Below are 25,468 nucleotides of genomic sequence, written 5' to 3'. Positions count from 1 at the left end.
CGGCGGGTTGATCTGTGAATTGGGGGCGTGCTTCAGGATTTCAAGGGCTCATCGATTTTGAAGTGCGCGCGGGCAGTGGCAATCGGTTCGCTTTCAGTGCTTTGCCAGGCCGTGACCGCGACGTTGGCCACCCGCCGGCCCTGACGGCAGACCTGACACCGGGCCCAGGTATCGCGAAACTGCCCGGCTCGCAGGTAATCAAGGGAGAAATCGATAATCTTCGGCACACCGGGCGCACCGGTGAAAATCAACAGATGCAGGGCCGCAGACAGCTCCATGAACCCGGCGATCACCCCGCCGTGAATCGCCGGCAATAAAGGGTTACCAATGTTGTCCTTGTTTGCCGGCAGCTTGAACAGCAAGTCGTCACCGACCCGCGAACACTCGACGCCGATGAGTCCGGCGTAGGGGATCAGTTTCAGCAGCGGCGCGTAGTCCCCCTTCTCGTGGGCCTCTTGCAGTTGCTGCTTGAAATCATCGCTCATGGGTTTTCTCCCTTGATCGCGCCACCAAAGCCTTTGGTGCCTTTAAGCCCCTTGCCCATGCGCATGAAGGTGCCGACAACGTGGGCAATCGGTTGCTCGGGATCGTCCTGATAAGCGAAGCCGCGGGCGAAGATCACATCGGTGGTGACTCGATAACATTGGGCGAAGCCATACACGTCTTTATTCGGCTCGGCGGCGTGCATGTAGTCGATGCGCAGATCGAGGGTCGGGCAGACTTCGAATTCCGGCAGGACGCACAGGGTCGACATGCCGCACGCCGTGTCCATCAGCGACGTGATCGCCCCGCCATGGACTACGCCGGTCAGCGGATTGCCGACGATTTGTGCACTGTACGGCAGCACCACCGTCAGGCCTTCGCGACTTGCGCTATGCACCTTCAATCCCAGCACCTGACAGTGGCGCAAGGCCGAGAGAAACCGTGTCGCACGCTCAAAAACGGGGCTTTCGGCCATTTGATAATTACTCTTGTTAATCACTGTTCGCCGTAGTGGAAAGAACAGCAAAAGTTCCATTGCAAAACAAACTTATATATCTGAAAGAAATGAGGAACTTAACCCAAGGGCCTGAGCTCTTAAGGCCAGTAGTTATTTTCCATAAGGAGAAACACCCCATGCGTAAGACTTTAGCTATTGCCTTGATGTTGACCGCTTCCCTCGGTCTCGCTGCCTGCGATAAAAAATCCGAGGACAAAGCTCAAGATGCCAACCAACATGCTGAACAAGCTCAGCAAAAAATGAACGAAGCTCAGGATAAAGTGAACGACGCGGCGAAAGAAAACGCCGAAGCCGCCAAAGATCAGGCCGAATCGAACGCTGCAGCGCAAGAAGAAGCTGCCAAGAAGCAATAAGCTGCTTCTCGATAGCAAAAAAGAAAACCCGTCAAGTGCGGGTTTTCTTTTGCCTGTGATTTTTTGCCAATGCCGTCTTAGAGCAAGACGGTTCTAAAAGTCGGACTAATCATCAGCAACAATGAACACACTAAGCCGACCAGCCAGACCAGACTGCGCAGCGTAGGAATATCCGCCAGGTAGAACCACAGATAGAGAATTCGCGAGATCACGAAGATGATCGCCAATGCATCGATCAGCCATCCCGCCGTCTGCGTGGTATGCGCCATCAGCACGCCAACGGCAAACAGGATGAACGCTTCGATGCTGTTCTGATGTGCCGCCAGCGCACGGGCCCCGTAACCGGTGAGTTGCGCCTGTTGCTGACGTGGCAGGTGGTTGTTGTAACCGCCCTGTTCTTTCATGGCCTTGCCGACCGGCATACGCGCCACGTAGATCAACAAAGCACTGATAAACACACACCAGAACGGAATACTCATCAAGCAGCCTCTTTGTTCGCTTCGGGCAATGGCGCCTCTGTAGGGGTATAGACCATTACATCGAGTACGTCGGAATGAAACTCGCGGCGATACAACACCAGCACCACGCCTGCACTCATCAACATGAACAGCCACGGGCTGACGAACCACGCCAGCATGCTCATTCCGAAGTAGTAGGAACGCAGACCAAAGTTGAACTGGTTGGCCGCCATCGAGATCACCCGCGCCGCCCGCGAGGCGAATGCCTTGCGCTCCTGCTCCGACACTTGCCGCTCACCGATCATCGGGGCCGAGCCGACCAGAATGGCGGCGAAGTTGTACTGACGCATGCACCAGCTGAAGGTGAAGAAGGCATAGACGAACACCAGCGCCAGGCACAGCAATTTGATCTCCGACATGCCCTGCGAGGCCTGTTGCACCATCGGAATATCCGCCAGCAGCGACACCGCGCGCTCGGAAGCGCCGAGCACGGTCAGAATGCCCGCCAGGATAATCAGCGTACTGGAGGCGAAGAACGAGGCGTTGCGTTCCAGGTTACCGATCACACTGGCGTCGGCGATACGGTTGTCACGCAGCAGCATGCGGCGCATCCAGTCTTCGCGGTACAGGTGCAGCACGCTGGCCAGGCACGCGGTATCACGACCTTTCCAGGTGGCATAACGGGTGTAGCCGGCCCAGCAGATGACAAACCAGAGCGCGGCCAGCAGGTGGATCAGGTTGGCTTGGATGAACGACATGCAATTCCCTGTGATGAAGATTTCGGCTCCCCTTCGACGTTAGTCGAGGGAAAAAGACACTGCCTGAAGCCCATAAAAAATGCCCCGTATCGATTGATACGGGGCATTTCTGTTTAATCGCTCGGCGACCGCTTGTGGCGGCCCGGCAATCTTAGGCGAGTGCTTCGGCGCGCTTGCCCAGCAGGCGGTCGCACACCACGGCAACCGCCAGGGTCATCACGCACGGCACCAGCCACGCCAGACCTTGCTCGCTCAGCGGCAGGTGGGCCAGTTGCGATGACATCCAGTCCGCCAGACCGGCGCCTTTCAACGCATCGATGGTGCCGAACACGAACGACACCAGCATCACCGGGCCCATGATGCGGCTCTGCTCATGCCAGAACGCAGCGCAGAAACTCAGGGCCACCAGCACGATGCACGGCGGGTAGATCGCGGTCAGTACCGGGATCGAGAACGCGATCAGCTTGGTCAGACCCAGGTTGGACACCAGCAGCGAGAACGCCGCGAGGATGATTACCAGGGTCTTGTACGACAGCGGCAGTACGCGGCTGAAGTATTCGGCACAGGCGCAGGTCAGGCCAACCGCGGTCACCAGGCACGCCAGGGAAATCAGCACGGCAAGGAAGCCACTGCCCAGCGAACCGAAGGTGTGTTGCACATACGCATGCAGCACCGCGGCGCCGTTGGTCGCGCCCGCCGCCACTTCATGGCTGCCGGAACCAAGACGAAACAGGCTGACATACACCAGCGCCAGACCGACACCGGCAATCAGCCCGGCAATGATCGCGTAACGGGTGATCAGCGCCGGCGATTCGACGCCACGGGAGCGGATCGCGTTGACGATGACGATGCCGAACACCAGCGCGCCGAGGGTATCCATGGTCAGGTAACCATTGATGAACCCTTGGGAGAAAGGTGCCGCAACGTATTCCGGAGTCGCCACGCCGATGTCACCGGCAGGCAGTGCGAACGCAGCGATGCCGAGGACGGCCAGGGCGATGATCTTCAGCGGCGCGAGGAAGCGACCGACGGTATCCAGCAGACGTCCAGGGTAGAGCGAAATGAAGAACACCAGCAGGAAGTACACCGAACTGTAGAGGAACAGCGCCAGTGGGCTCTCTCCGGTCAGCGGCGCCAGGCCTACTTCAAAGGAAACGGTCGCGGTACGCGGGGTGGCGAACAACGGGCCGACCGCCAGATAGCAAGCGGCTGCCAGTACGCCGCCGGCGATCTTGCCGATCGGGCTGCTCAGAGCGTCCATTGCTCCACCGACCTTGGCCAGTGCGACCACGGTGACCACGGGCAAACCGACCGCCGTGATCAGGAAGCCCAGCGCCGCTATCCAGACGTTGGGCCCGGACTGCAAACCGACGATAGGCGGGAAAATGATGTTGCCGGCCCCGACGAACAGGGCGAATGTCATAAAGCCAAGTGCCAGGATGTCCTGACCTTTCAAAACTTTCATTAAGGAAATACCACACTACTGAATCGGAATTTAGAGGGGGATTTCCCTGTGGGGTTAGGGAAATGCTGTCAATCCGTATAAGACTGACCCGTTTAGCGCGTTGCATGCCTTGTGGGCGGCAGACGCAAAAATGGCTGCTAGCCTAACGAATTTGCCTGACAAACGCACTGTTAGAGGGCGAACTATCCGATACGCGACGTTTCCGTGTCGCGTTTTTGCATGTTATTGGGTGAGTGCTTATAAATTGCCATCGCCTACCTGAACGCCAGAAACGACAAAGGCCACCCGAGGGTGGCCTTTGTTGCTGGAGCAGAGGAGTCAGCCGAAGCTTACTTCTTCACTTCCCAGCCAGTCAGCTCGGCCAGGGCCTTGCCGATGTCTGCCAGCGAACGCACGGTTTTCACGCCAGCGTCTTGCAGAGCAGCGAATTTCTCGTCTGCAGTGCCTTTGCCGCCGGAGATGATTGCGCCAGCATGGCCCATGCGCTTGCCCGGAGGAGCAGTCACACCAGCGATGTAGGAAACAACCGGCTTGGTCACGTTGGCCTTGATGTAGGCAGCCGCTTCTTCTTCAGCCGAACCGCCGATCTCGCCGATCATTACGATCGCTTCGGTCTTCGGGTCTTCCTGGAACAGCTTCAGGATGTCGATGAAGTTCGAACCCGGAATCGGGTCACCACCGATGCCGACGCAAGTCGACTGACCGAAACCGGCGTCAGTAGTCTGCTTGACAGCTTCGTAGGTCAGGGTGCCGGAACGGGAAACGATACCGACCTTGCCTGGCAAGTGAATGTGACCTGGCATGATGCCGATCTTGCATTCGCCAGGAGTGATCACGCCTGGGCAGTTAGGGCCGATCAGGGTAACACCCAGCTCGTCGCACTTAACTTTGGCGTCCAGCATGTCCAGGGTAGGAATGCCTTCGGTGATGCAGACGATCAGCTTGATGCCGCCGAACGCCGCTTCCAGGATCGAGTCCTTGCAGAAAGGAGCCGGAACGTAGATCACGCTGGCGGTGGCGCCAGTGGCTTCTACAGCTTCTTTCACGGTGTTGAACACAGGCAGGTTCAGGTGAGTGGTGCCACCTTTGCCTGGCGTCACGCCGCCAACCATTTTGGTGCCGTAGGCAATGGCTTGTTCGGAGTGGAAAGTACCCTGCGCACCGGTGAAGCCCTGGCAGATTACTTTGGTGTCTTTATTGATCAGGACGCTCATTACTTGCCCTCCGCAGCTTTAACGACTTGTTGAGCAGCGTCGGTCAGGCTGGTAGCAGCGATGATGTTCAAACCGCTTTCTGCCAGTACTTTAGCGCCCAGTTCAGCGTTGTTGCCTTCAAGACGAACAACAACCGGGATTTTCACGCCGACTTCTTTCACTGCACCGATGATGCCTTCGGCAATCATGTCGCAACGAACGATGCCGCCGAAGATGTTAACCAGTACTGCAGCGACATTGCTGTCGGACAGAATGATTTTGAAAGCTTCGGTTACGCGTTCTTTGGTAGCACCACCACCTACGTCGAGGAAGTTGGCTGGCTTGCCGCCGTGCAGGTTGACGATGTCCATGGTACCCATGGCCAGGCCGGCACCGTTCACCATGCAGCCGATGTTGCCTTCCAGCGCTACATAGTTCAGTTCGAACTTGGCAGCGTGCGCTTCGCGCGGATCGTCCTGCGACGGATCGTGGAAAGTCTTCAGCTTAGGCTGACGGTACATTGCGTTGGCGTCGATGTTGATCTTGGCGTCCAGGCAGTGCAGATCGCCGTCAGCCTTGATCACCAGCGGGTTCACTTCCAGCAGAGCCAGGTCGTGATCCTTGAACAGCTTGGCCAGACCTACGAAGATCTTGGCGAACTGAGCAACCTGCTTGCCTTCCAGACCCAGCTGGAATGCCAGCTCGCGACCCTGGAATGGCTGAGCGCCAACCAGTGGATCGATAGTGGCTTTCAGAATTTTTTCTGGAGTGTCGTGAGCGATTTTCTCGATGTCCACGCCACCTTCGGTGGAAGCCATGAACACGATGCGACGGCTCGAACGGTCAACGACAGCGCCCAGGTACAGCTCTTTAGCGATATCAGTGCACGATTCAACCAGGATCTTGGTGACTGGCTGGCCGTTGGCGTCAGTCTGGTAAGTCACCAGACGCTTGCCCAGCCACTGCTGTGCGAAGGCTTTGGCGTCTTCTTTGCTGCGAACCAGCTTGACGCCGCCCGCTTTACCGCGACCACCGGCGTGAACCTGGGCTTTGACAACCCACTCGTTGCCGCCGATTTTGTCGCAAGCTTCTGCTGCTGCTTCCGGGGTGTCTACTGCGAAACCAGTGGAAACTGGCAGGCCGTATTCAGCGAACAGCTGCTTACCCTGATACTCGTGAAGATTCATGCTTTTTACCGTCTTCGTTAGGTACTGCGCATTCGGCGCTGCGCTCTTTATGAGTGCCGCGCCACCTGTGACTGCTGCTTGCGTAGCGTTTCCGGATACCCGGTGCAGCTACGCAAGGCTGCGTCCAGCGGACATTCCGCGGTGAGTCTTGCACGCAAGGCTCACGACGGGCCGTACCGCCGTGGTTTCTTATTGTGTGTCTTAACGCTTCTTGCGGTTGGCAATGTGGATGGCGCCGCCATTCACTGCCAAAGCTGCTTCGTGCAAGGCTTCAGACAGGGTCGGATGGGAGAAAACCATCATGCCCAGGTCTTCAGCGCTGGTGCCGAATTCCATACCGATCGCGCCCTGCTGAACCAGTTCTGCAGCGCTCGGGCCAATCACGTGCACGCCCAATACGCGGTCAGTCTTGGCATCGGCGATGACCTTGACGAAACCACCGGTATCGTTGGCGGCCATGGCACGGCCGGATGCTGCGAACGGGAAGGTGCCGACGTTAACTTCAACGCCTTCAGCTTTCAAGGCCTGCTCGGTTTTACCGACCCATGCGATTTCCGGGTGAGTATAAATAACCGAAGGGATCAGGTCATAGTTCATCTGGGCCTTGTGGCCCTTGATGCGCTCGACAACCATGATGCCCTCTTCCGAGGCCTTGTGCGCCAGCATCATGCCGCGAACCACGTCACCGATCGCGTAAACGCCCGGTACGGTGGTAGCGCAGTGATCGTCAACATGCACGAAACCGCGCTCGTCCAGGGTCACACCGCTGTCGGCAGCCAGCAGATCAGTGGTCACCGGACGACGACCGACGGCTACGATCAGCTTGTCGAAAGTGATGGTCTGTTCGCCGTTGGCATCGGTGTAGTTCACAACGACTTCGTCGCCGTTCACTTTGGAACCGGTCACGCGAGCGCCCAGCTTGATGTCCAGACCCTGTTTGGTCAGGGTTTTCAGCGCTTCCTTGGAAACAGCGGTGTCCGCTGCCATCAGGAAGGTGTCCAGCGCTTCCAGGACAGTCACTTCTGCACCCAGACGCGACCAGACCGAACCCAGTTCCAGACCGATCACGCCAGCGCCGATTACGCCCAGACGCTTCGGTACGGTTTGGAATTCCAGAGCGCCAGTCGAATCAACGATGACTTTCTGATCGACCGGAGCCGGTGGAATGTCGATCGGACGCGAACCTGGAGCCAGGATGACGTTTTCGGCTTCAATGACTTCAACCGAGCCGTCCGGCTTGGTGACTTCGACTTTCTTGCCAGCCAGCAGCTTGCCGTGGCCCTGGATCGAAGTAACGCCGTTGGCCTTGAACAGGGTGGCAACGCCGCCGGTCAGGTTCTTGACGATGCCGGCCTTGCGGCCAACCATCGCAGCGACGTCCATTTTGACTTCGCCGGTCGAGATACCGTGGACGTTGAAGCTTTCTTTCGCTTCCTTGTATTTCCAGGAGCTGTCCAGCAGCGCCTTGGAAGGAATGCAGCCTACGTTCAGGCAGGTGCCGCCCAGGGCTTGCTTGCCTTCAGCATCGGTGTACTTCTCGATGCAGGCAGTGCTCAGGCCGAGTTGCGCGGCCTTGATAGCTGCCACGTAGCCGCCAGGGCCAGCACCGATCACTACTACGTCAAATTTCTGCGACATTCAAAAAATCCTCTTTAGCGAAAAGCTTCAAGCCGCGCGCTGCAAGCCAGGCTGCGTTATCCCGCAGCTTGAAGCTTGCAGCGCGCGACTGCTTCTATCAGATATCCAGCAACAGACGAGCCGGATCTTCCAGCAGGTTCTTGATGGTCACCAGGAAGGTTACAGCTTCTTTGCCATCGATCAGACGGTGATCGTAGGACAGTGCCAGGTACATCATCGGACGGATCACGACCTGACCGTTGATGGCCATCGGACGCTGGATGATGTTGTGCATGCCCAGAATCGCTGCCTGCGGCGGGTTGACGATCGGGGTCGACATCATCGAACCGAAGGTACCACCGTTGGTGATGGTGAAAGTACCGCCGGTCATTTCGTCCATCGACAGTTTGCCGTCACGGGCTTTCTTGCCGAAAGTGGCGATGCCGCCTTCGATTTCAGCCAGGCTCATGTGTTCGGCGTTACGCAGAACCGGAACCACCAGGCCACGGTCGCTGGAAACAGCAACGCCGATGTCGGCATAACCGTGGTAAACGATGTCGTTGCCATCGATCGAGGCGTTGACCGCCGGGAAGCGCTTCAGCGCTTCGGTGGCAGCCTTCACGAAGAACGACATGAAGCCCAGGCGTACGCCGTTGTGGGACTTCTCGAACAGGTCCTTGTACTTCGAACGCAGGGCCATGACTTCGGTCATGTCGACTTCGTTGAAAGTGGTCAGCATCGCCATGTTCGATTGAGCTTCAACCAGACGCTTGGCAACGGTGGCACGCACGCGGGTCATCGGAACGCGCTTCTCGATGCGGTCGCCAGCGGCGAACACAGGAGCGGCGGCGGCCGGAGCAGCAGCCTTGGCAGGCGCGGCAGCCGGAGCGGCTTTCTTGGCAGCAACGGCTGCAACCACGTCTTCCTTGGTCACGCGACCGCCCTTGCCGGTGCCGGCAACGGAAGCGATGTTGATGCCGTTCTCTTCAGCCAGCTTGCGTGCGGCAGGAGCAGCGATCGGGTCGTCTTCGCCATCGGCGGCCGGAGCAGCGGTAGCGGCAGCAGCGGCCGGAGCAGCAGCGGCAGCCGGAGCGGCGGCAGCAGCGCCGCCTTCAACGATGGAGCCCAGGACTTCGTCGGACAGGACGGTTTCGCCCTCGCCCTTGACGATTGCGCCCAGCACGCCGTCGGCGGTAGCCAGCACTTCCAGTACGACTTTGTCGGTTTCGATGTCGACGATCAGTTCGTCACGCTTGACGGCGTCGCCCGGTTGTTTGTGCCAGGTGGCAACGGTGCCATCGGCAACCGATTCCGGGAAAGTGGGGGCTTTGATCTCGATAGCCATTATCTGTGGTTCCTTAAATTCGGTTTCAGGTGCGCGAAGGCGTTAAACGGTAAACGCGTCTTGCAGCAGTTGTTCCTGCTGCTCGGCGTGCATCGATGCGTAACCACATGCTGGTGCAGCAGAAGCCTCACGGCCCGCGTACTCGAGTACGAGAGATTTGTTGAGGTTGCTGATGCTGCGACGCAGGTGGTGCTGACTGCAGTACCAGGCGCCCTGGTTCATCGGCTCTTCCTGACACCACACGGCCGCTTTGGCATTGGTGTAAGGAGCCAGGACTTCTTTCAAGTCGTCCTCAGGGAACGGATACAGCTGCTCGATACGCACGATGGCGATATCTTCGCGGCCTTCGGCACGACGTTTTTCCAGCAGGTCGTAGTAGACCTTGCCGCTGCACAGAACAACGCGCTCGACCTTTTTCGGGTCCAGGGCATCGATTTCCGGGATAACGGTCTGGAACGAACCTTCGGCCAGATCTTCCAGGGTCGAGATGGCCAGTTTGTGGCGCAGCAGCGACTTTGGAGTCAGAACGACCAATGGCTTGCGCAGCGGGCGAATCACCTGACGACGCAGCAAGTGGTAGATCTGGGCCGGGGTGGTCGGCATGCACACCTGAATGTTGTGCTCGGCGCACAACTGCAGGTAACGCTCAAGACGCGCCGAGCTGTGCTCAGGGCCCTGACCTTCATAACCGTGTGGCAGCAACATGGTCAGACCGCAGAGACGGCCCCACTTGTGTTCACCGCTGGTGATGAACTGGTCGATCACGACCTGCGCACCGTTGGCGAAGTCGCCGAACTGGGCTTCCCAGATCACCAGCGCGTTCGGCGTGGTGGTCGAGTAACCGTATTCGAACGCCAGTACGGCTTCTTCCGACAGGAACGAGTCGTACAGTTCGAAACGCGGCTGACCTTCGAACAGATGCTTCAACGGCACGTAGGTACCGGCATCTTTCTGGTTGTGCAGCACAGCGTGACGGTGCGAGAACGTACCGCGGCCGATGTCCTGACCGGTCATGCGGATCGGGTGCCCTTCGAACGCCAGGGTCGCGTACGCCATGGTTTCGGCATAACCCCAGTTGATCGGCAGGCCGCCGGCTTGCATCTTCTGACGGTCTTCGTAGATCTTCGCGACCTGACGCTGAACCACGAAGCCTTCCGGAATTTCCAGCAGCTTGGCAGACAGTTCCTGCAGGGTCTTCAGATCGAAGCGTGTGTCGTGACGCGCAGTCCAGGTGTGGCCCAGATACGGACGCCAGTCCACGAACAGCTCTTTGTTCGGCTCCTTGACCAGCGACTTCACCACGTGCAGACCGTTGTCCAGCGCGTTGCGGTATTCGTCGACTTTCGCCTGAACACGCTCTGCATCCAATACACCGGCCTGGGTCAGACGATCAGCGTACAGCTCACGGGTGGTGCGCTGCTTGGTGATCTGCTGATACATCAGAGGCTGGGTGCCGCTTGGCTCGTCGGCCTCGTTGTGGCCGCGACGACGGTAGCAGACCAGGTCGATCACCACGTCACGCTTGAACTGCATGCGGTAGTCGATGGCCAGCTGGGTCACGAACAATACGGCTTCCGGATCATCACCATTCACATGGAGGATCGGCGCCTGGATCATTTTCGCAACGTCGGTCGCGTACTCGGTGGAGCGCGAGTCCAGCGGGTTGCTGATGGTGAAACCAACCTGGTTGTTGATCACGATGTGCACGGTACCGCCGGTCTTGAAACCGCGGGTCTGCGACATCTGGAAGGTTTCCATCACCACGCCCTGACCGGCGAATGCCGCGTCACCGTGGATGGAGATCGGCAGAACCTTCTCACCGGTAGGGTCGTTGCGACGATCCTGACGGGCGCGAACCGAACCCTCGACCACCGGGGAAACGATTTCCAGGTGGGACGGGTTGAACGCCATGGCCAGGTGAACTTCACCGCCGGTGGTCATTACGTTGGACGAGAAGCCCTGGTGGTATTTAACGTCACCGGAACCCAGCTCGACCTTCTTCTTGCCTTCGAACTCATCGAACAGCTCGCGCGGGTTCTTGCCGAAGGTGTTGACCAGTACGTTCAGACGGCCACGGTGGGCCATGCCGATGACGACTTCCTTGGTGCCGTAGGAACCGGAACGCTGGATCAGTTCGTCGAGCATCGGAATCAGGCTTTCGCCGCCTTCCAGACCGAAACGCTTGGTGCCCGGGTATTTGGTACCCAGGTATTTTTCCAGACCTTCACCGGCCGTCACACGCTCGAGCAGGTGGCTCTTGATGTCGGCGGAGTATTCCGGACGGCCGCGTACGCTTTCCAGACGCTGCTGGAACCACTGGCGCTGCTCGGAATCGGTGATGTGCGTAAATTCAGCGCCGATGGTGCGGCAATATGTCTGCTGCAACGCTTCGTGAATTTCGCGTAGGCTCGCTTCCTCTTTGCCGATGAACAGGTCGCCGGCACGGAAGGTCGTATCAAGATCGGCATTGGTCAAGCCGTAGTGATTGATCGACAGGTCTGCAGGTGCAGGACGCTGCCACAGTCCCAGCGGGTCAAGCTGGGCTGCCTGGTGGCCACGCATACGGTAGGCCTGGATCAATCGCAGCACTTCAACTTGCTTCTTCTCGTGCTCAGTGCTCACGCTACCGGCGGAAACCGGCTGGGCGCGGCGCTGGTTCTTTGCCAGCAGCACGAAATGATCGCGAATCGTGGAGTGCGAAACATCGGTGGAGGAGTTGCCGTCGGCAGGCAACTTCTGGAAGTAGTTGCGCCACTCTTCTGGCACAGCGTTAGGGTCGTGCAGGTAGAGCTCATAAAGCTCTTCCACATAGGCAGCGTTACCTCCGGAAAGGTAGGCGCTGTTCCACATGCGCTGCATCACGCTTTCTTGCATGCTTGGTCACCCTCGGTTAGGGGAACACCACCGGTGTCGACACCGAGCAAGCTTGCAGAAGTCCGAATGCAGCGACCAAAACAAGCCACTTAGGATCACACTGATAGTCCGGGTACCAGCCCGGATGCCCCTGCTTGTCTCATTTCTTCAAAATAAGAGCCGCAGCTTATGGCTGCTGCTCTGGTTATAGCCATGGCGCGGGTTGAAGCCCGCGCCTAAGCCTTCTTCGGGTACAGCGGTTACAGCAGCTGAATCACACGCCGCTCGAAAGCAACATGTTACGGATGTGACCGATGGCCTTAGTCGGGTTCAGGCCTTTCGGACATACGTTGACGCAGTTCATGATGCCCCGGCAGCGGAAGACGCTGAACGGGTCATCGAGGGACGCCAGACGCTCGGACGTCTTGGTGTCACGGCTGTCTGCCAGGAAGCGGTACGCTTGCAGCAGGGCAGCCGGACCCAGGAACTTGTCCGGGTTCCACCAGAAGGACGGGCAAGAGGTCGAGCAGCAAGCGCACAGGATGCACTCGTACAGACCGTCGAGCTTCTCACGCTCTTCAGGGGACTGCAGACGCTCGATGGCCGGAGCCGGCGTGTCGTTCTGCAGGAATGGCTTAACCTTCTCGTATTGCTTGTAGAAGATGCTCATATCGACAACCAGGTCACGGATAACCGGCAAACCTGGCAGCGGACGAATGACCAGCTTGTTACCTTTCACGACAGCGGACAGCGGCGTGATGCACGCCAGGCCGTTCTTGCCGTTGATGTTCATGCCGTCGGAGCCGCAGACGCCTTCACGGCAGGAGCGACGATAGGAGAAACCTTCGTCCTGTTCCTTGATGAGGGCCAGCACGTCCAGCACCATAAGGTCTTTACCACCGGTATCGACCTGGAATTCCTGCATGAACGGCGCAGCGTCCTGATCAGGGTTGTAACGATAAACACTGACTTTCAACATGGCGGTCACCCTTAATAAGTCCGGACTTTAGGTTCGAAAGTCGGAACAGTCTTCGGCGAGAAGTTCACGGCACGCTTGGCGACACGTTTCTCACCCGGGAAGTACAGGGTGTGGCACAGCCAGTTTTCGTCGTCACGGTCTTCGAAGTCTTCACGGGCGTGAGCACCACGGGACTCTTTACGTACTTCGGCAGCGATGGCGGTAGCTTCAGCCACTTCCAGCAGGTTTTGCAGTTCCAGCGCTTCGATACGTGCAGTGTTGAACGCCTGCGACTTATCGTTGATCTTCACGCTGGCAATGCGCTTGCGCAGATCTGCCAGCTGGGCAATACCCTTCTGCATGTATTCGCCGGTACGGAATACACCGAAGTAGTTCTGCATGCAGCTTTGCAGCTCGCGACGCAGGGTAGCGACGTCTTCGCCGTCGGTACGGTTGTTCAGGGCGTTCAGACGCGCCAGGGCAGCTTCGATGTCGGCTTCGGTAGCGTCGTCATATTCGATGCCGTCGGTCAGCGCCTTCTCCAGGTGCAGGCCGGCAGCGCGGCCGAATACCACCAGGTCGAGCAGCGAGTTGCCGCCCAGACGGTTGGCACCGTGAACCGATACGCAAGCCACTTCACCGACTGCGAACAGACCAGGAATGATCTGATCCACGCCTTCGGCGTCCTGAGTGATCGCCTGGCCGTGAATGTTGGTGGCAACGCCGCCCATCATGTAGTGGCAAGTCGGAACAACCGGAACCGGAGCAACCACCGGATCAACGTGTGCGAAAGTCTTCGACAGTTCGCAGATGCCTGGCAGACGGCTGTGCAGCACTTCCTCGCCCAGGTGGTCGAGTTTGAGCATTACGTGGTCGCCATTCGGACCGCAACCATTGCCGGCGATGATTTCTTTAACCATCGAACGCGCAACCACGTCACGACCGGCAAGGTCTTTGGCGTTCGGAGCATAACGCTCCATGAAACGCTCGCCGTGCTTGTTGATCAGGTAACCACCTTCACCACGGCAACCTTCGGTAACCAGTACACCGGCGCCGGCGATGCCGGTCGGGTGGAACTGCCACATTTCGATGTCTTGTACCGGCACGCCGGCACGCAGAGCCATGCCGACGCCGTCACCGGTGTTGATCAGGGCGTTGGTGGTGGATGCATAGATACGACCTGCACCGCCGGTAGCCAGTACGGTGGCTTTGGCGCGGATGTAGGTGGTTTCGCCGGTTTCGATGCAGATTGCGATCACACCGACGAATTCGCCTTCCTGGTTTTTCACCAGGTCGACTGCGTAGTACTCGTTCAGGAACGTGGTACCGGCTTTCAGGTTGCCCTGATAAAGAGTGTGCAGCAGCGCGTGACCGGTACGGTCGGAAGCGGCGCAGGTACGGGCAGCCTGCCCGCCCTTGCCGTAATCCTTCGACTGACCGCCGAATGGACGCTGGTAGATACGGCCGGTTTCGGTACGCGAGAACGGCAGACCCATGTGGTCCAGCTCGAAAACGGCAGCCGGGCCTTCCTGACACATGTATTCGATAGCGTCCTGGTCACCGATGTAGTCGGAACCCTTGACGGTATCGTACATGTGCCAGCGCCAGTCATCGTTCGGGTCGGCCGATGCGATGGCGCAAGTGATGCCGCCCTGTGCGGACACAGTGTGCGAGCGGGTCGGGAAAACCTTGGTGATCACGGCAGTCTTGTGACCGCCCTGTGCCAGTTGCAGCGCAGCGCGCATGCCGGCACCGCCGCCACCAATAATGATGGCGTCGAAAGAAATCGTTGGAATGTTAGCCATGAATCAGATACCCCAGAGAATCTGCACACCCCAGACGAAGTAAGCGAACATCGCGACGCCGCATACTGCCTGGAAAAGGAAACGTACTGCAGTCGCGGACTTGCCCAGCGCCATTGGCGTCAGGTAGTCGGTCGCGATGGTCCACATGCCGACCCAGGCGTGAGCGCCCAGGGCAACCAGTGCCAGCAGACTGAAGATACGCATTCCGTTGTGGGCGAACAGGCCGTGCCATTGGTCGTAGCCAATGCCCGGGTTCGCGGCGAGGTAGCCGATCAGGAAAATGAAATAAGCCGCGAGAACGACCGCAGACACACGTTGTGCCATCCAGTCATAGAGGCCCGAACGCGAAAGGTTTGTAACGCTGGTTACCATATCCAAACTCCTGCCAGAACGATCAGCACCACGGAAACGGCGATGATCAGTTTCGAGCCCAGGCGGCCGCCTTCCAGCGTCTCACCGATGCCCATGTCCATGATCAAGTGGCGCACACCGGCAACCAGGTGATACAGAAGAGCGGACAGGAGGCCCCATGCTACGAACTTGGCCAGCGGGCTGGTCAAGCATGCCTTCACCTCGACATAACCTTCCTCGGAACCCAGGGATTTGCCCAATGCATAAAGCATGATGCCGAGGCCCAGGAAGAGGATGATGCCGGAAACACGGTGAAGAAACGACGTAACGCCGGTGATGGGGAGTTTGATGGTCCTTAGGTCTAGGTTTACAGGTCGTTGGCTTTTCACGGCTTTTTTTTCACACTGAAGAGCCCCTAACAATCAGGGCAAAGTTGTTGGGGAGTGCACTGGTCAGGTAACCACCACCCAGGGATGCGACCCCCAATGAAAGCGAGCCCAAAAGCCCTTGGCGGTCGGTCGCCGAGTATAGACAGTTAGGCTACTAATGACAACGCAATCGCCTACCCCCAATAGCGGATTGCACAAGTCGTATAAAAGGCGTAAATGGCAGGCAATTTCGAGGAAAAAGTACGGTTAAAGCCTTCTGGAGCAAGACTTTAGGCAAATTGACATTCGAATTTATCTCACTATAGTGGTGCGGGCCCTGCGTGGGGGGTCTGTCTGATGATTTCAAGCATAAATAGGAGGCCACATGGCTGACAAAAAAGCGCAGTTGATCATCGAGGGCGCAGCCCCCGTCGAGCTGCCCATTTTAACCGGCACCGTTGGTCCCGATGTTATCGATGTTCGGGGCCTGACGGCCACGGGCCGCTTCACTTTCGACCCCGGTTTCATGTCGACCGCTTCCTGCGAATCGAAGATTACCTATATCGACGGCGACAACGGCATCCTGCTGCACCGCGGCTACCCGATCGAACAGCTGGCTGAAAAGTCGGACTACCTGGAAACCTGCTACCTGCTGCTGAACGGCGAACTGCCAACTGCAGAGCAAAAGGCCCAGTTCGTCGGCACCGTAAAGAACCACACCATGGTTCACGAGCAGCTGAAAACCTTCTTCAACGGCTTCCGCCGTGACGCCCACCCGATGGCCGTCATGTGTGGTGTAGTCGGCGCCCTCTCGGCCTTTTACCACGACTCCCTCGACATCAATAACCCGCAGCATCGCGAAATCTCCGCGATCCGCCTGGTTGCCAAGATGCCGACCCTGGCCGCGATGGTTTACAAGTACTCCATGGGTCAACCCATGATGTACCCGCGCAACGACCTGTCGTACGCGGAAAACTTCCTGCACATGATGTTCAACACCCCGTGCGAGATCAAACCGATCAGCCCGGTACTCGCCAAGGCCATGGACCGGATCTTTATCCTCCACGCCGACCACGAGCAGAACGCATCGACCTCCACCGTGCGTCTGGCGGGCTCCTCGGGTGCCAACCCGTTCGCCTGTATCGCCGCCGGTATCGCCGCACTGTGGGGCCCTGCCCACGGCGGTGCGAACGAAGCCGTGCTGACCATGCTCGATGAAATCGGCGATGTTTCGAACATCGACAAGTTCATCGCCAAGGCCAAGGACAAGAACGATCCGTTCAAGCTGATGGGCTTCGGTCACCGCGTCTACAAGAACCGCGACCCTCGCGCGACTGTAATGAAGCAGACCTGCGACGAAGTGCTGAAGGAACTGGGCATCCAGAACGATCCGCAACTCGAACTGGCCATGCGCCTGGAAGAGATCGCGCTGACCGACCCGTACTTCATCGAGCGCTCGCTGTATCCGAACGTCGACTTCTACTCGGGGATCATCCTCAAGGCGATCGGCATTCCGACCAGCATGTTCACCGTGATTTTCGCCCTGGCACGTACTGTCGGCTGGATCTCGCACTGGAAGGAAATGCTCTCCAGCCCGTACAAGATCGGCCGTCCGCGCCAGCTTTACACTGGCTACGAGTCGCGGGACATCACCAAGCTGGAAGACCGCAAATAAGAGCTGTCTAGCGATAGCGTCTTAGCGCTGTACCGGGAACGGCCTCCATGAGAATGGGGGCCGTTTTTTGTTTGGGGCATTTCAGCGGCCTTTGGACCGACTGGTTTATTGCTTATTGGGTACATATTCGTTTCTTCGGGTGCTACCGCTGGTGGCCATTACCGCAGCAACGGATATCCCACCCCAAAGAAAGTCCGATAACCGCCCACAAAAAAATGCCCCAATCTCTCGACCAGGGCATTTTCATTCAACTCAACCTACACAAGATCCTCAGTGCGATACCGCCCCACTCGCCCCCAACCCGGTCTGCGAACGCACAAACTGCGGGAAGAACAGCGCCCGCTCGTTCTCGGCCTCAGCCGACTTGTCGGTGATCGAGAAGAACCAGATCCCGATGAACGCAATGATCATCGAAAACAGCGCCGGATACTCGTAAGGGAAAATCGCCTTCTCGTGATGCAGGATCTGCACCCAGATGGTCGGGCCAAGAATCATCAGCCCCACCGCGCTCACCAGCCCCAGCCAGCCACCAATCATGGCGCCACGAGTGGTCAGCTTCTTCCAGTACATCGAAAGCAGCAGCACCGGGAAGTTGCAGCTTGCCGCGATGGAGAACGCCAGACCGACCATGAACGCGATGTTCTGGCTTTCGAACAGGATGCCCAGGCCGATGGCCAGAACGCCCAGCGCGATGGTGGTGATCTTCGAAACGCGAATCTCATCCTTCTCGTTGGCCTTGCCCTTCTTGATCACGCTGGCGTACAGGTCGTGAGACACCGCCGAAGCACCGGCCAAAGTCAGGCCGGCCACCACCGCCAGGATGGTCGCGAACGCCACCGCCGAGATGAAGCCGAGGAACACGCTGCCGCCCACGGCGTTCGCCAGGTGCACTGCCGCCATGTTGTTGCCGCCGAGCAGAGCGCCCGCCGCATCTTTAAAGGCCGGGTTGGTGCTGACCAGAAGGATCGCGCCGAAGCCAATGATGAAGGTCAGGATGTAGAAGTAGCCAATGAAACCGGTCGCGTACAGCACGCTTTTACGAGCTTCTTTCGCGTCGCTTACGGTGAAGAAGCGCATCAGGATGTGCGGCAGGCCGGCGGTACCGAACATCAGTGCCAGACCCAGGGAGAATGCCGAGATCGGGTCTTTTACCAGACCGCCCGGGCTCATGATCGCTTCGCCCTTGGCGTGAACCTTGATGGCTTCGGAGAACAGGGTGTTGAAATCGAAGTTGACATGCTTCATCACCATCAGCGCCATGAACGAGGCACCGGACAGCAACAGCACAGCCTTGATGATCTGCACCCAGGTGGTTGCCAGCATGCCGCCGAACAGCACGTACAGGCACATCAGGATACCGACCAGAATCACCGCAACGTGGTAGTCGAGACCGAACAGCAGCTGGATCAGCTTGCCGGCACCGACCATTTGCGCGATCAGGTAGAACGCCACCACCACCAGCGAACCGCAGGCAGACAGGGTGCGGATCTGGGTCTGCCCGAGGCGGTAGGACGCCACGTCGGCAAAGGTGTATTTACCCAGGTTGCGCAGACGCTCGGCGATCAGGAACAGAATGATCGGCCAGCCCACGAGGAAGCCGATCGAGTAGATCAGGCCGTCGTAGCCGGAGGTGAACACCAGCGCGGAAATACCCAGGAAGGACGCCGCCGACATGTAGTCACCGGCAATTGCCAGACCGTTCTGGAAACCGGTGATCTTGCCGCCCGCCGCATAGTAGTCGGCTGCCGAGTTGTTGCGTTTGGACGCCCAGTAAGTGATGCACAGGGTCGCACCAACGAACGCCACGAACATGACGATCGCGGAAACGTTGAGCGGTTGCTTGTGGACTTCGCCGGTCAGGGCGTCAGCGGCCCAGACGGCCGGAGCGAACGCTGCGATGCTCAAAAGAGCCAGTAGACGCCGGATCATTGCTGAGCCTCCTTGAGAATCGCGTTGTTCAGGTCGTCGAACTCGCCATTGGCGCGGCGCACGTAAATGCCGGTCAGGATGAAGGCCGAGACAATCAGTCCGACACCGATCGGGATGCCCCAGGTGATGGATGATTCGGCACTGATTTTCGTGCCGAGCACTTGCGGCCCGTACGCGATCAGAAGGATGAAGCCGGAGTAGAGCCCGAGCATGATCGCCGAGAGTATCCAGGCGAACCTTTCTCTTTTCTTGACCAGCTCCTTGAAGCGCGGGCTGTTCTGAATCGAGAGGTAAATGCTGTCGTTCATTGTTTTTATCCTCGCAGCACAGATTTTTATTTTTGGAACATATCCACTGTATGCGGCTGCGAGCCGGGTTCCAGACGACCTTAGTAGTAGAGCGCCATGACGTTTTTGCCAATTTCCAGACCAGCCGAAAACGGCCAACGCTGCCTATTAATAGAGGACCAACAAAAAAGGCCGCCCGACTGATATGTCGGACGGCCCTGGGAAGCGCAGATTAGACGCTTCGGCTTAAATCACTTGGTCCAGTCGGCAACACGCTCAGGGTGCTTGGCCACCCAGTCCTTGGCCGCTACGTCAGGTTTTGCACCGTCCTGAATCGCCAGCATGACTTCGCCGATTTCGTCTTTCGAAGCCCATTGGAAGTTTTTCAGGAACTTGGCCACTTCCGGCGCCTTGGTCGCCAGCTCCTTGCTGCCGATGCTGTTCACGGTTTCAGCCGCGCCATACACACCTTTCGGGTCGTCGAGGAAGCGCAGTTTCCACTTGGCGAACATCCAGTGCGGCACCCAGCCGGTGACGGCGATGGATTCGTTTTTCTTCTCGGCGCGGGTCAGCTCGGCAATCATGCCGGCGCCGGAACTGGCCTTGAGTTGATAGCCGGTCAGGTCGTAATCCTTGATCGCCTGATCAGTCTTGAGCATCACGCCTGAACCGGCGTCGATGCCGACGATGCGTTTCTTGAAGGAATCGTCGGTTTTCAGATCTTCGATGGTCTTGGCCTTGACGTACTCCGGCACGATCAGACCGATTTTCGCATCCTTGAAGTTCGGGCCGTAATCGACGACCTGATCCTTGTTCTTGGCCCAGTATTCGCCGTGGGTCACTGGCAGCCAGGCCGAGAGCATGGCGTCGAGTTTGCCGGTGGCAACACCCTGCCACATGATGCCGGTGGCGACGGCTTGCAGTTTCACGTCGTAGCCGAGCTTCTGCTTGATCACTTCGGCCGCCACGTGGGTGGTCGCGACGCTGTCGGACCAACCGTCAACGTAACCGATGTTCAGGGTCTGTTTTTCAGCGCTGGCGAAAGTGGAGCCCATCGCAAGCACCAGAGCGGCACCTGCGCCTAAAAGTCGTCGCATCTTCATCGTTACTTCCCCGAAATGCTGCGCCCGACGGATGCCGGGCATCGTCAACGTATTGTTATGGTGCACAGCGCCCCCATCACGCCCGACCGCAAACTCGTTAGAACATCAGCGGAGTACTGATGGCTCCGATCATCAACCCGACGCCCGATAAGACCTGCTCTGTCAGCGACCTCAAGGCAACGAGAAACGACATCAGAAAGCCATTAACTGCATTCGGATATTTGGCGCCAGACAATCCGCCCGAACTTTGCATGTCAAAATCGTGCGGGCCACCAACCTGCTCATAAATGCAGGTAACATGCGTCGCTTTGCAGCCACTCGGCCTGACCATGTCCGCGACCTCCCGCTTCCCCTTTCTTCCTTATCTGCTCGCCTGCCTGCTCGGGCTGTTTGCCCTGTGCGGCTTCTGGTACGGACTCGGCAAACCGGTGATCCTGCCGGACGTCACCACCCCGACCCACAAGCTGCAATGCGCCTCCTACACCCCGTTCGACAAGGACCAGTCGCCGTTCGACGTCCCGTTCAAACTGCGCCCGGAGCGCATGGACGCCGACCTCGCCCTGCTCGCCACCCGCTTCGAATGCATTCGCACCTACTCGATGACCGGCCTCGAAGCGCTGCCGGATCTGGCGCGCAAGCATGGCCTGAAGTTGATGATCGGCGCGTGGGTCAACAGCAACCCGGTGGACACCGAGAAGGAAGTCGACCTACTGATTGCCTCGGCCAATGCCAACCCGGACGTGGTCAGCGCCGTGATCGTCGGCAACGAAGCCCTGCTGCGCAAGGAAGTGACCGGCGCGCAACTGGCGAAGCTGATCAACAAGGTCAAGAGCCGCATCAAGCAACCAGTCACCTACGCGGATGTCTGGGAGTTCTGGCTCAAACACCCGGAAGTCGCGCCGGCGGTGGATTTTCTGACCATTCACTTGCTGCCGTACTGGGAAGACGATCCGTCGAACATTGACGTCGCGCTGCATCATGTAGCGCAAGTGCGTCAGGTATTCGGCAACAAGTTCGCACCCAAGGACGTGATGATCGGCGAAACCGGCTGGCCGAGTGAAGGCCGCCAGCGTGAGACCGCACTGCCGAGCCGGGTCAACGAAGCCAGGTTCATACGTGGTTTTGTCACCCTCGCCGAACAGGAAGGCTGGCGGTACAACCTGATAGAAGCGTTCGACCAGCCGTGGAAGCGCGGCAGCGAGGGTGCGGTCGGCGGTTATTGGGGACTGTTCGATGCTGATCGCCAGGACAAAGGCGTGCTGGCCGGGCCGGTGTCGAACGTGCCGTACTGGTCGCAGTGGCTGGCGGTCGGCGGGCTGATTTTCCTCGGAACATTGCTGCTGGGTGGCCGGGTTCGCACGACGCGCTCGGCGCTGATCCTGCCGTTGCTCGGCGCCCTCGCCGCCTGTTCGATTGGCGCCTGGGGTGATCTGGCGCGAGTGACCACGCGGTTTGCCAGCGAATGGCTGTGGGTCGGGTTACTGACGGCTCTGAATCTGTTGGTGCTGGCCCATGCCGCGCTGACCTTGAGCGCCCGCAGCGGCTGGCGTGAGCGGGCGTTCAACGCTTTTGAGCGACGGGCCGGCTGGCTGGTCGCAGCGGCCGGATTCGCCGCTGCGGTGATGATGCTGGAGCTGGTGTTCGATCCGCGCTACCGAAGCTTTCCGAGTGTGGCATTCATCCTGCCGACGCTGGTTTACCTGTGCCGCCCGGTAAATGTGGCCCGTCGGGAGATCGCCCTGCTGACCTTCATCATCGGCGCCGGCATTGCGCCGCAACTGTTCCGCGAAGGTTTGCAGAATCAGCAGGCGTGGGGCTGGGCGCTGGTCAGCGTGTTGATGGTGGCTGCGCTTTGGCGCTGCTTGCGGGTTCGCAAGAACTGATATTCAGGACTGCACGCAAATCCTGTCTCCAGCCTGGAGAACAGGATTTGCGCTCCCCCCCTCATGCACCAACTTATCCCGCTAACCTGAAAGCCCGCGACTAATGCATGTTTTGCGCTGCTCGACGCGGTACAGCAACGCTTTTGAACATTTTCTTGGGTTGATAATTCTTCCAGGCCGGCAATGCAAAGAACTCTGCCTGCGGCACTTCTCTGTCAGCCACAAAAAATTTCACATTGTTTTTGACTTCAGGCGTGTCTTTTCGCCGATACACATATCTTATTTCAGAGGCCGTCACACTGGTTCCTGCTCCTGCCGTTTTTGCAACAATGTCATCCAGCGTCTCCATCAAGTTATCGATCGCAAAGAGGACTTTTTTATTTCGCCCGAAAATCTGGTACTCCAAACCTGCTTTACTTGAGCGACGCCACATCGGAACGTTTATTTCAAAGAAGTTGCCGGTGCCTTTTTCATCCTTTTGAAAATACCGATTGGTCATTGCAAACTCTTTGTAACCAATACCACGATCCACATCGACCAGCTCTGACTTGATCTGCTCGTTCGTTCTGTAAATACCCGCCGTAACCGTCGGGCCAAACGCAGCATCGGTCAGGTCATTCTGCTTCAGGACATTGCGTTTTTTCTCCCAAAGCACCCTCGTTAACCCGCCTCTCCACAAAGGCACTCTTGAAAATTCCTTGAACCCGACCTTTTCCAGGGCTTTCAGCGCAGCATCACGAGGTTCTCGCAGCCCGAACAGAATATCGCCCGCTGAAAAGCTGGCAACCAGACTCTCATAATTGCCCTGGCTACTTACATTGATATCAGTACCGGCAAACCCTGCGTCATCAAAAAAAGTAACCGGGTTATTACCAACCATACGGTACAAATTCAAACCATCCACCACACCGCCAGGATCCGGGCTGAGCCATTGGTGCCACCAAGGCACGTAATATCTCACTCCGTAGTAATACAGTCCTGTCAAGTCCCGTTCCTTGCCCGAAAAACGCCGGGTCTTGTCACTGGCTTTAATCTGGTCGCTGCCCGCCCACCAGACTGTGCGGCCAAAGGCAGAAAAAACTTCTTCACTGATAAGCGCGCCGGTCTCATCAAGTTCCAGGCAGCAAGAGCCAATCTGATCAGTCACTGCAAACCGGATAGTGACAGTGGCTTTACCTGACCGCGGATCTTTTCGGTTGAGCACACGGACATCGCACAGTTCTGCCTGCACGTTGATGACTTGCAGCAGGCTTGAACTGCTGGTTCGCACTTCCAGCGCTCCCAGATAACGAACCTCCTGGGGAATTGCCAAACGACCGCGCAGAGTCGTGCGAATTTTCCGCAGTCTCTGCCCGCCATGATCGTAAACGTATGCCTCATCATCGTTTGGCAAATCAGGGCGCACTACCGTCCCTACTCTGCACAATCGATTGCGCTCATCCCATTCCAGTTGCTGCCCCGGTAGCAGAATAAGCTTGTTGCCAGCCAAATCGTGCCCCTGTGCAATTTCAGCTTCCGTTGGTAAATCTCCATTTTCTTTTTGCACCAGTGCACGATTACTGTACTTCGAGACAACCATCTGCTGAGTGCGACTTCCAATCGCTGCGCTGATAACTTGCTTGATCAGATTTCCGCTGCAATCGTAATCAAACGACTCGGTGTAGTTTTCCAACTGCCCCGGATCCGCCGGGGACTGAAACGCAGGCAGGCTCGGGCCTGCACTCCCTCCAATCACCTGCCATCCAGTAGCACCGATGAGTTGGTAATTTGTGTCGTAACGGAACGTCCTGACAGGATCAATCTTCTGATTACCGAAGTAGCGAACGCGCAACGCGCGGTTTTCGATAGCGACCACGTTACCCACCGGGTCGTATCGGTAAACAAGGTGCTGCAGAGGCGAATGGCCCGGGATCCGTGATCTCAGCTCATACAGTCTTCCATCGACCGGAGAATAAGAGGCAGAACAGACCAGCCCATTGGCCAGAGTTTGCTGCTCGACTTTATTGAAAGCGTTGTACCGAATCTCGGTGACCACATCAGTTGACGTCCCGTCCTTTCCTACTTTCACTTTTATTCCGAGAGCCTGCCCATCCACTTGATAATTGAAGATGCGGGCATTGCTCTTGGCATCGATTTCGCTAAGCAGTTGAGACGTCGCGCTGTAACAAGAGCGGGTCGTTGCACCAGTGCCTGACTCATGGAGTAGATCGCGATCAATCTCTGAAGAAGGCCAATCCGGTGGTGCCACGATCTCTAGAAAGTGTTGAGTACTTTCGAGTAACTCGCCTTTGAGTGAATACGAGCGATGAAATTTTGTTCCGGCATTATCATCTTGCCGAATGAGTTGCCCGCATTGATTGCGCTCGGCAAACGACATTCCGCTGCCACCATACGAAAAATACGTACAGGTCCGTTCAGCCTGGCCGGGCACACGCACGGTTTCCTTTACAGGACGAATAAGCTCATCGTAAACCGTATGAAAATGCGTTGACCTGCTGTCCCAGCTATCGACGTTCTGGCCAGCAGGCCCTGACAATTGCACGCGACAGCCGATGTCGACGTTATCGGTCAGCAGTTCTTCCCCCGCGAGGTTGAATACCGTTCGCAGGCTTGCGGGGATATCGGGCTCCATATCGAGAAGCAGGAACAGACGAGGGTCATAGCGCTTGGTTGCACGCCTGGAAGCATCGTAGGCCTGATGGGTGACCCGTCGTTCAATGAGGTTCCCGACAGCAGCCCTGTAATAGGCGACATCACGCACCACCAAACCTCGTGGATCCGTCACGGTCATCACAGGCGTATGTGAATGCATCGCGGAATCTCCCGACAGGATCAACCCTCTACGACGGCTTGAATATGTTCGGTGCCGCAGACATCGTC

22 protein-coding genes are annotated in these 25,468 nt (G+C 57.8%); 3 read left to right on the top strand and 19 right to left on the bottom strand.

Annotated elements, in window-relative coordinates; genetic code table 11:
- Positions 1 to 32: 32 nt before the first annotated feature.
- Positions 33 to 485 (bottom strand): PaaI family thioesterase, encoded by a 453-nt coding sequence (locus CAF73_RS17705; protein WP_007959014.1) that lies wholly within the window; start codon positions 483 to 485, stop codon positions 33 to 35.
- On the bottom strand, positions 482 to 958 hold the full coding sequence (locus CAF73_RS17700; RefSeq protein WP_085703368.1) for a PaaI family thioesterase: 477 nt from the start codon (positions 956 to 958) through the stop codon (positions 482 to 484). The genes CAF73_RS17705 and CAF73_RS17700 overlap by 4 nt, the downstream gene beginning before the upstream one ends.
- Before the next feature lie 158 nt (positions 959 to 1,116).
- Here CAF73_RS17700 and CAF73_RS17695 point away from each other — a divergent pair, with 158 nt between their 5' ends.
- On the top strand, positions 1,117 to 1,353 hold the full coding sequence (locus tag CAF73_RS17695; RefSeq protein WP_011333123.1) for a hypothetical protein: 237 nt from the start codon (positions 1,117 to 1,119) through the stop codon (positions 1,351 to 1,353).
- 77 nt (positions 1,354 to 1,430) lie between these two features.
- On the opposite strand, the gene CAF73_RS17690 is transcribed toward CAF73_RS17695, so the two are convergent.
- From CAF73_RS17690 to sdhC, 12 genes are all read right to left on the bottom strand, one after another.
- Positions 1,431 to 1,832, bottom strand: coding sequence for an MAPEG family protein (locus CAF73_RS17690; RefSeq protein ID WP_085699366.1), 402 nt, complete (start codon positions 1,830 to 1,832; stop codon positions 1,431 to 1,433).
- On the bottom strand, positions 1,832 to 2,569 hold the full coding sequence (locus CAF73_RS17685) for a DUF599 domain-containing protein (RefSeq protein ID WP_085699368.1): 738 nt from the start codon (positions 2,567 to 2,569) through the stop codon (positions 1,832 to 1,834). Before CAF73_RS17685 ends, CAF73_RS17690 begins: the two co-directional genes overlap by 1 nt.
- Positions 2,570 to 2,720: 151 nt before the next feature.
- Positions 2,721 to 4,034 (bottom strand): branched-chain amino acid transport system II carrier protein, encoded by a 1,314-nt coding sequence (gene brnQ, locus CAF73_RS17680; RefSeq protein WP_085703367.1) that lies wholly within the window; start codon positions 4,032 to 4,034, stop codon positions 2,721 to 2,723.
- A 329-nt stretch (positions 4,035 to 4,363) separates the two neighbouring features.
- Entirely contained in the window at positions 4,364 to 5,248 is an 885-nt protein-coding gene (sucD, locus tag CAF73_RS17675; protein ID WP_011333119.1) for a succinate--CoA ligase subunit alpha, read from the bottom strand.
- On the bottom strand, positions 5,248 to 6,414 hold the full coding sequence (gene sucC / locus CAF73_RS17670) for an ADP-forming succinate--CoA ligase subunit beta (protein ID WP_007959029.1): 1,167 nt from the start codon (positions 6,412 to 6,414) through the stop codon (positions 5,248 to 5,250). Before sucC ends, sucD begins: the two co-directional genes overlap by 1 nt.
- Before the next feature lie 201 nt (positions 6,415 to 6,615).
- A complete protein-coding gene (lpdA, locus tag CAF73_RS17665) occupies positions 6,616 to 8,052 on the bottom strand; it encodes a dihydrolipoyl dehydrogenase (RefSeq protein ID WP_085682946.1) in 1,437 nt (478 codons plus the stop codon).
- A 97-nt stretch (positions 8,053 to 8,149) separates the two neighbouring features.
- Positions 8,150 to 9,376 carry a 2-oxoglutarate dehydrogenase complex dihydrolipoyllysine-residue succinyltransferase gene (gene odhB / locus CAF73_RS17660; protein ID WP_085699372.1) on the bottom strand — a complete coding sequence of 409 codons (1,227 nt, stop codon included), beginning with the start codon at positions 9,374 to 9,376 and terminating at the stop codon, positions 8,150 to 8,152.
- Positions 9,377 to 9,418: 42 nt separating this feature from the next.
- A complete protein-coding gene (locus CAF73_RS17655; protein WP_085699374.1) occupies positions 9,419 to 12,250 on the bottom strand; it encodes a 2-oxoglutarate dehydrogenase E1 component in 2,832 nt (943 codons plus the stop codon).
- A 253-nt stretch (positions 12,251 to 12,503) separates the two neighbouring features.
- On the bottom strand, positions 12,504 to 13,208 hold the full coding sequence (locus tag CAF73_RS17650; RefSeq protein ID WP_065260469.1) for a succinate dehydrogenase iron-sulfur subunit: 705 nt from the start codon (positions 13,206 to 13,208) through the stop codon (positions 12,504 to 12,506).
- 11 nt (positions 13,209 to 13,219) lie between these two features.
- Positions 13,220 to 14,992: a succinate dehydrogenase flavoprotein subunit gene (sdhA, locus tag CAF73_RS17645; RefSeq protein WP_085703366.1), complete on the bottom strand. Its 1,773-nt coding sequence runs from the start codon at positions 14,990 to 14,992 to the stop codon at positions 13,220 to 13,222.
- Positions 14,993 to 14,995: 3 nt separating this feature from the next.
- Positions 14,996 to 15,364, bottom strand: a complete 369-nt coding sequence (sdhD, locus tag CAF73_RS17640; RefSeq protein ID WP_007977503.1) for a succinate dehydrogenase, hydrophobic membrane anchor protein — start codon at positions 15,362 to 15,364, stop codon at positions 14,996 to 14,998.
- On the bottom strand, positions 15,358 to 15,732 hold the full coding sequence (sdhC, locus tag CAF73_RS17635) for a succinate dehydrogenase, cytochrome b556 subunit (protein WP_011333113.1): 375 nt from the start codon (positions 15,730 to 15,732) through the stop codon (positions 15,358 to 15,360). The genes sdhD and sdhC overlap by 7 nt, the downstream gene beginning before the upstream one ends.
- A gap of 364 nt (positions 15,733 to 16,096) precedes the next feature.
- Here sdhC and gltA point away from each other — a divergent pair, with 364 nt between their 5' ends.
- Complete coding sequence (gltA, locus tag CAF73_RS17630; protein WP_007959044.1) at positions 16,097 to 17,386, top strand: citrate synthase; 1,290 nt, start codon at positions 16,097 to 16,099, stop codon at positions 17,384 to 17,386.
- Positions 17,387 to 17,656: 270 nt separating this feature from the next.
- On the opposite strand, the gene CAF73_RS17625 is transcribed toward gltA, so the two are convergent.
- The 4 genes from CAF73_RS17625 to CAF73_RS17610 all read right to left on the bottom strand — a co-directional run bounded on the left by CAF73_RS17625 (position 17,657) and on the right by CAF73_RS17610 (position 21,036).
- Positions 17,657 to 19,315, bottom strand: coding sequence for a cation acetate symporter (locus CAF73_RS17625; protein ID WP_085699376.1), 1,659 nt, complete (start codon positions 19,313 to 19,315; stop codon positions 17,657 to 17,659).
- Positions 19,312 to 19,623, bottom strand: a complete 312-nt coding sequence (locus tag CAF73_RS17620; protein WP_085682951.1) for a DUF485 domain-containing protein — start codon at positions 19,621 to 19,623, stop codon at positions 19,312 to 19,314. Before CAF73_RS17620 ends, CAF73_RS17625 begins: the two co-directional genes overlap by 4 nt.
- Before the next feature lie 230 nt (positions 19,624 to 19,853).
- On the bottom strand, positions 19,854 to 20,705 hold the full coding sequence (locus CAF73_RS17615; protein ID WP_085699378.1) for a glycine betaine ABC transporter substrate-binding protein: 852 nt from the start codon (positions 20,703 to 20,705) through the stop codon (positions 19,854 to 19,856).
- A 97-nt stretch (positions 20,706 to 20,802) separates the two neighbouring features.
- Entirely contained in the window at positions 20,803 to 21,036 is a 234-nt protein-coding gene (locus tag CAF73_RS17610) for a hypothetical protein (protein WP_085699591.1), read from the bottom strand.
- On the opposite strand from CAF73_RS17610, the gene CAF73_RS17605 reads away from it, so the two are divergent.
- Complete coding sequence (locus tag CAF73_RS17605) at positions 20,993 to 22,588, top strand: beta (1-6) glucans synthase (RefSeq protein ID WP_085703365.1); 1,596 nt, start codon at positions 20,993 to 20,995, stop codon at positions 22,586 to 22,588. The two genes, CAF73_RS17610 and CAF73_RS17605, sit on opposite strands and share 44 nt — an antisense overlap.
- A 100-nt stretch (positions 22,589 to 22,688) precedes the next feature.
- Here the strand turns inward: CAF73_RS17605 and CAF73_RS17600 are convergent, their stop codons facing one another.
- Positions 22,689 to 25,400, bottom strand: a complete 2,712-nt coding sequence (locus tag CAF73_RS17600; RefSeq protein ID WP_085703364.1) for an RHS repeat-associated core domain-containing protein — start codon at positions 25,398 to 25,400, stop codon at positions 22,689 to 22,691.
- Positions 25,401 to 25,468 lie beyond the last annotated feature (68 nt).

This window comes from Pseudomonas sp. B15(2017) (assembly GCF_002113215.1).
Classification (GTDB): domain Bacteria; phylum Pseudomonadota; class Gammaproteobacteria; order Pseudomonadales; family Pseudomonadaceae; genus Aquipseudomonas.
This window is presented reverse-complemented; position numbering and strand designations above follow the sequence as displayed.

Bases quoted from the DNA above. Each gene is read 5' to 3' on its own strand.
- CAF73_RS17650 (WP_065260469.1), bottom strand. From the start codon at position 13,208: ATGTTGAAAGTCAGTGTTTATCGTTACAACCCTGATCAGGACGCTGCG.
- lpdA (WP_085682946.1), bottom strand. From the start codon at position 8,052: ATGTCGCAGAAATTTGACGTAGTAGTGATCGGTGCTGGCCCTGGCGGC.
- CAF73_RS17685 (WP_085699368.1), bottom strand. From the start codon at position 2,569: ATGTCGTTCATCCAAGCCAACCTGATCCACCTGCTGGCCGCGCTCTGG.
- CAF73_RS17605 (WP_085703365.1), top strand. From the start codon at position 20,993: ATGCAGGTAACATGCGTCGCTTTGCAGCCACTCGGCCTGACCATGTCC.
- sdhD (WP_007977503.1), bottom strand. From the start codon at position 15,364: ATGGTAACCAGCGTTACAAACCTTTCGCGTTCGGGCCTCTATGACTGG.
- odhB (WP_085699372.1), bottom strand. From the start codon at position 9,376: ATGGCTATCGAGATCAAAGCCCCCACTTTCCCGGAATCGGTTGCCGAT.
- CAF73_RS17600 (WP_085703364.1), bottom strand. From the start codon at position 25,400: ATGCATTCACATACGCCTGTGATGACCGTGACGGATCCACGAGGTTTG.
- sucD (WP_011333119.1), bottom strand. From the start codon at position 5,248: ATGAGCGTCCTGATCAATAAAGACACCAAAGTAATCTGCCAGGGCTTC.
- CAF73_RS17655 (WP_085699374.1), bottom strand. From the start codon at position 12,250: ATGCAAGAAAGCGTGATGCAGCGCATGTGGAACAGCGCCTACCTTTCC.
- sucC (WP_007959029.1), bottom strand. From the start codon at position 6,414: ATGAATCTTCACGAGTATCAGGGTAAGCAGCTGTTCGCTGAATACGGC.
- gltA (WP_007959044.1), top strand. From the start codon at position 16,097: ATGGCTGACAAAAAAGCGCAGTTGATCATCGAGGGCGCAGCCCCCGTC.
- CAF73_RS17610 (WP_085699591.1), bottom strand. From the start codon at position 21,036: ATGGTCAGGCCGAGTGGCTGCAAAGCGACGCATGTTACCTGCATTTAT.
- CAF73_RS17695 (WP_011333123.1), top strand. From the start codon at position 1,117: ATGCGTAAGACTTTAGCTATTGCCTTGATGTTGACCGCTTCCCTCGGT.
- CAF73_RS17700 (WP_085703368.1), bottom strand. From the start codon at position 958: ATGGCCGAAAGCCCCGTTTTTGAGCGTGCGACACGGTTTCTCTCGGCC.
- brnQ (WP_085703367.1), bottom strand. From the start codon at position 4,034: ATGAAAGTTTTGAAAGGTCAGGACATCCTGGCACTTGGCTTTATGACA.
- CAF73_RS17620 (WP_085682951.1), bottom strand. From the start codon at position 19,623: ATGAACGACAGCATTTACCTCTCGATTCAGAACAGCCCGCGCTTCAAG.
- CAF73_RS17690 (WP_085699366.1), bottom strand. From the start codon at position 1,832: ATGAGTATTCCGTTCTGGTGTGTGTTTATCAGTGCTTTGTTGATCTAC.
- CAF73_RS17705 (WP_007959014.1), bottom strand. From the start codon at position 485: ATGAGCGATGATTTCAAGCAGCAACTGCAAGAGGCCCACGAGAAGGGG.
- CAF73_RS17615 (WP_085699378.1), bottom strand. From the start codon at position 20,705: ATGAAGATGCGACGACTTTTAGGCGCAGGTGCCGCTCTGGTGCTTGCG.
- CAF73_RS17625 (WP_085699376.1), bottom strand. From the start codon at position 19,315: ATGATCCGGCGTCTACTGGCTCTTTTGAGCATCGCAGCGTTCGCTCCG.
- sdhA (WP_085703366.1), bottom strand. From the start codon at position 14,992: ATGGCTAACATTCCAACGATTTCTTTCGACGCCATCATTATTGGTGGC.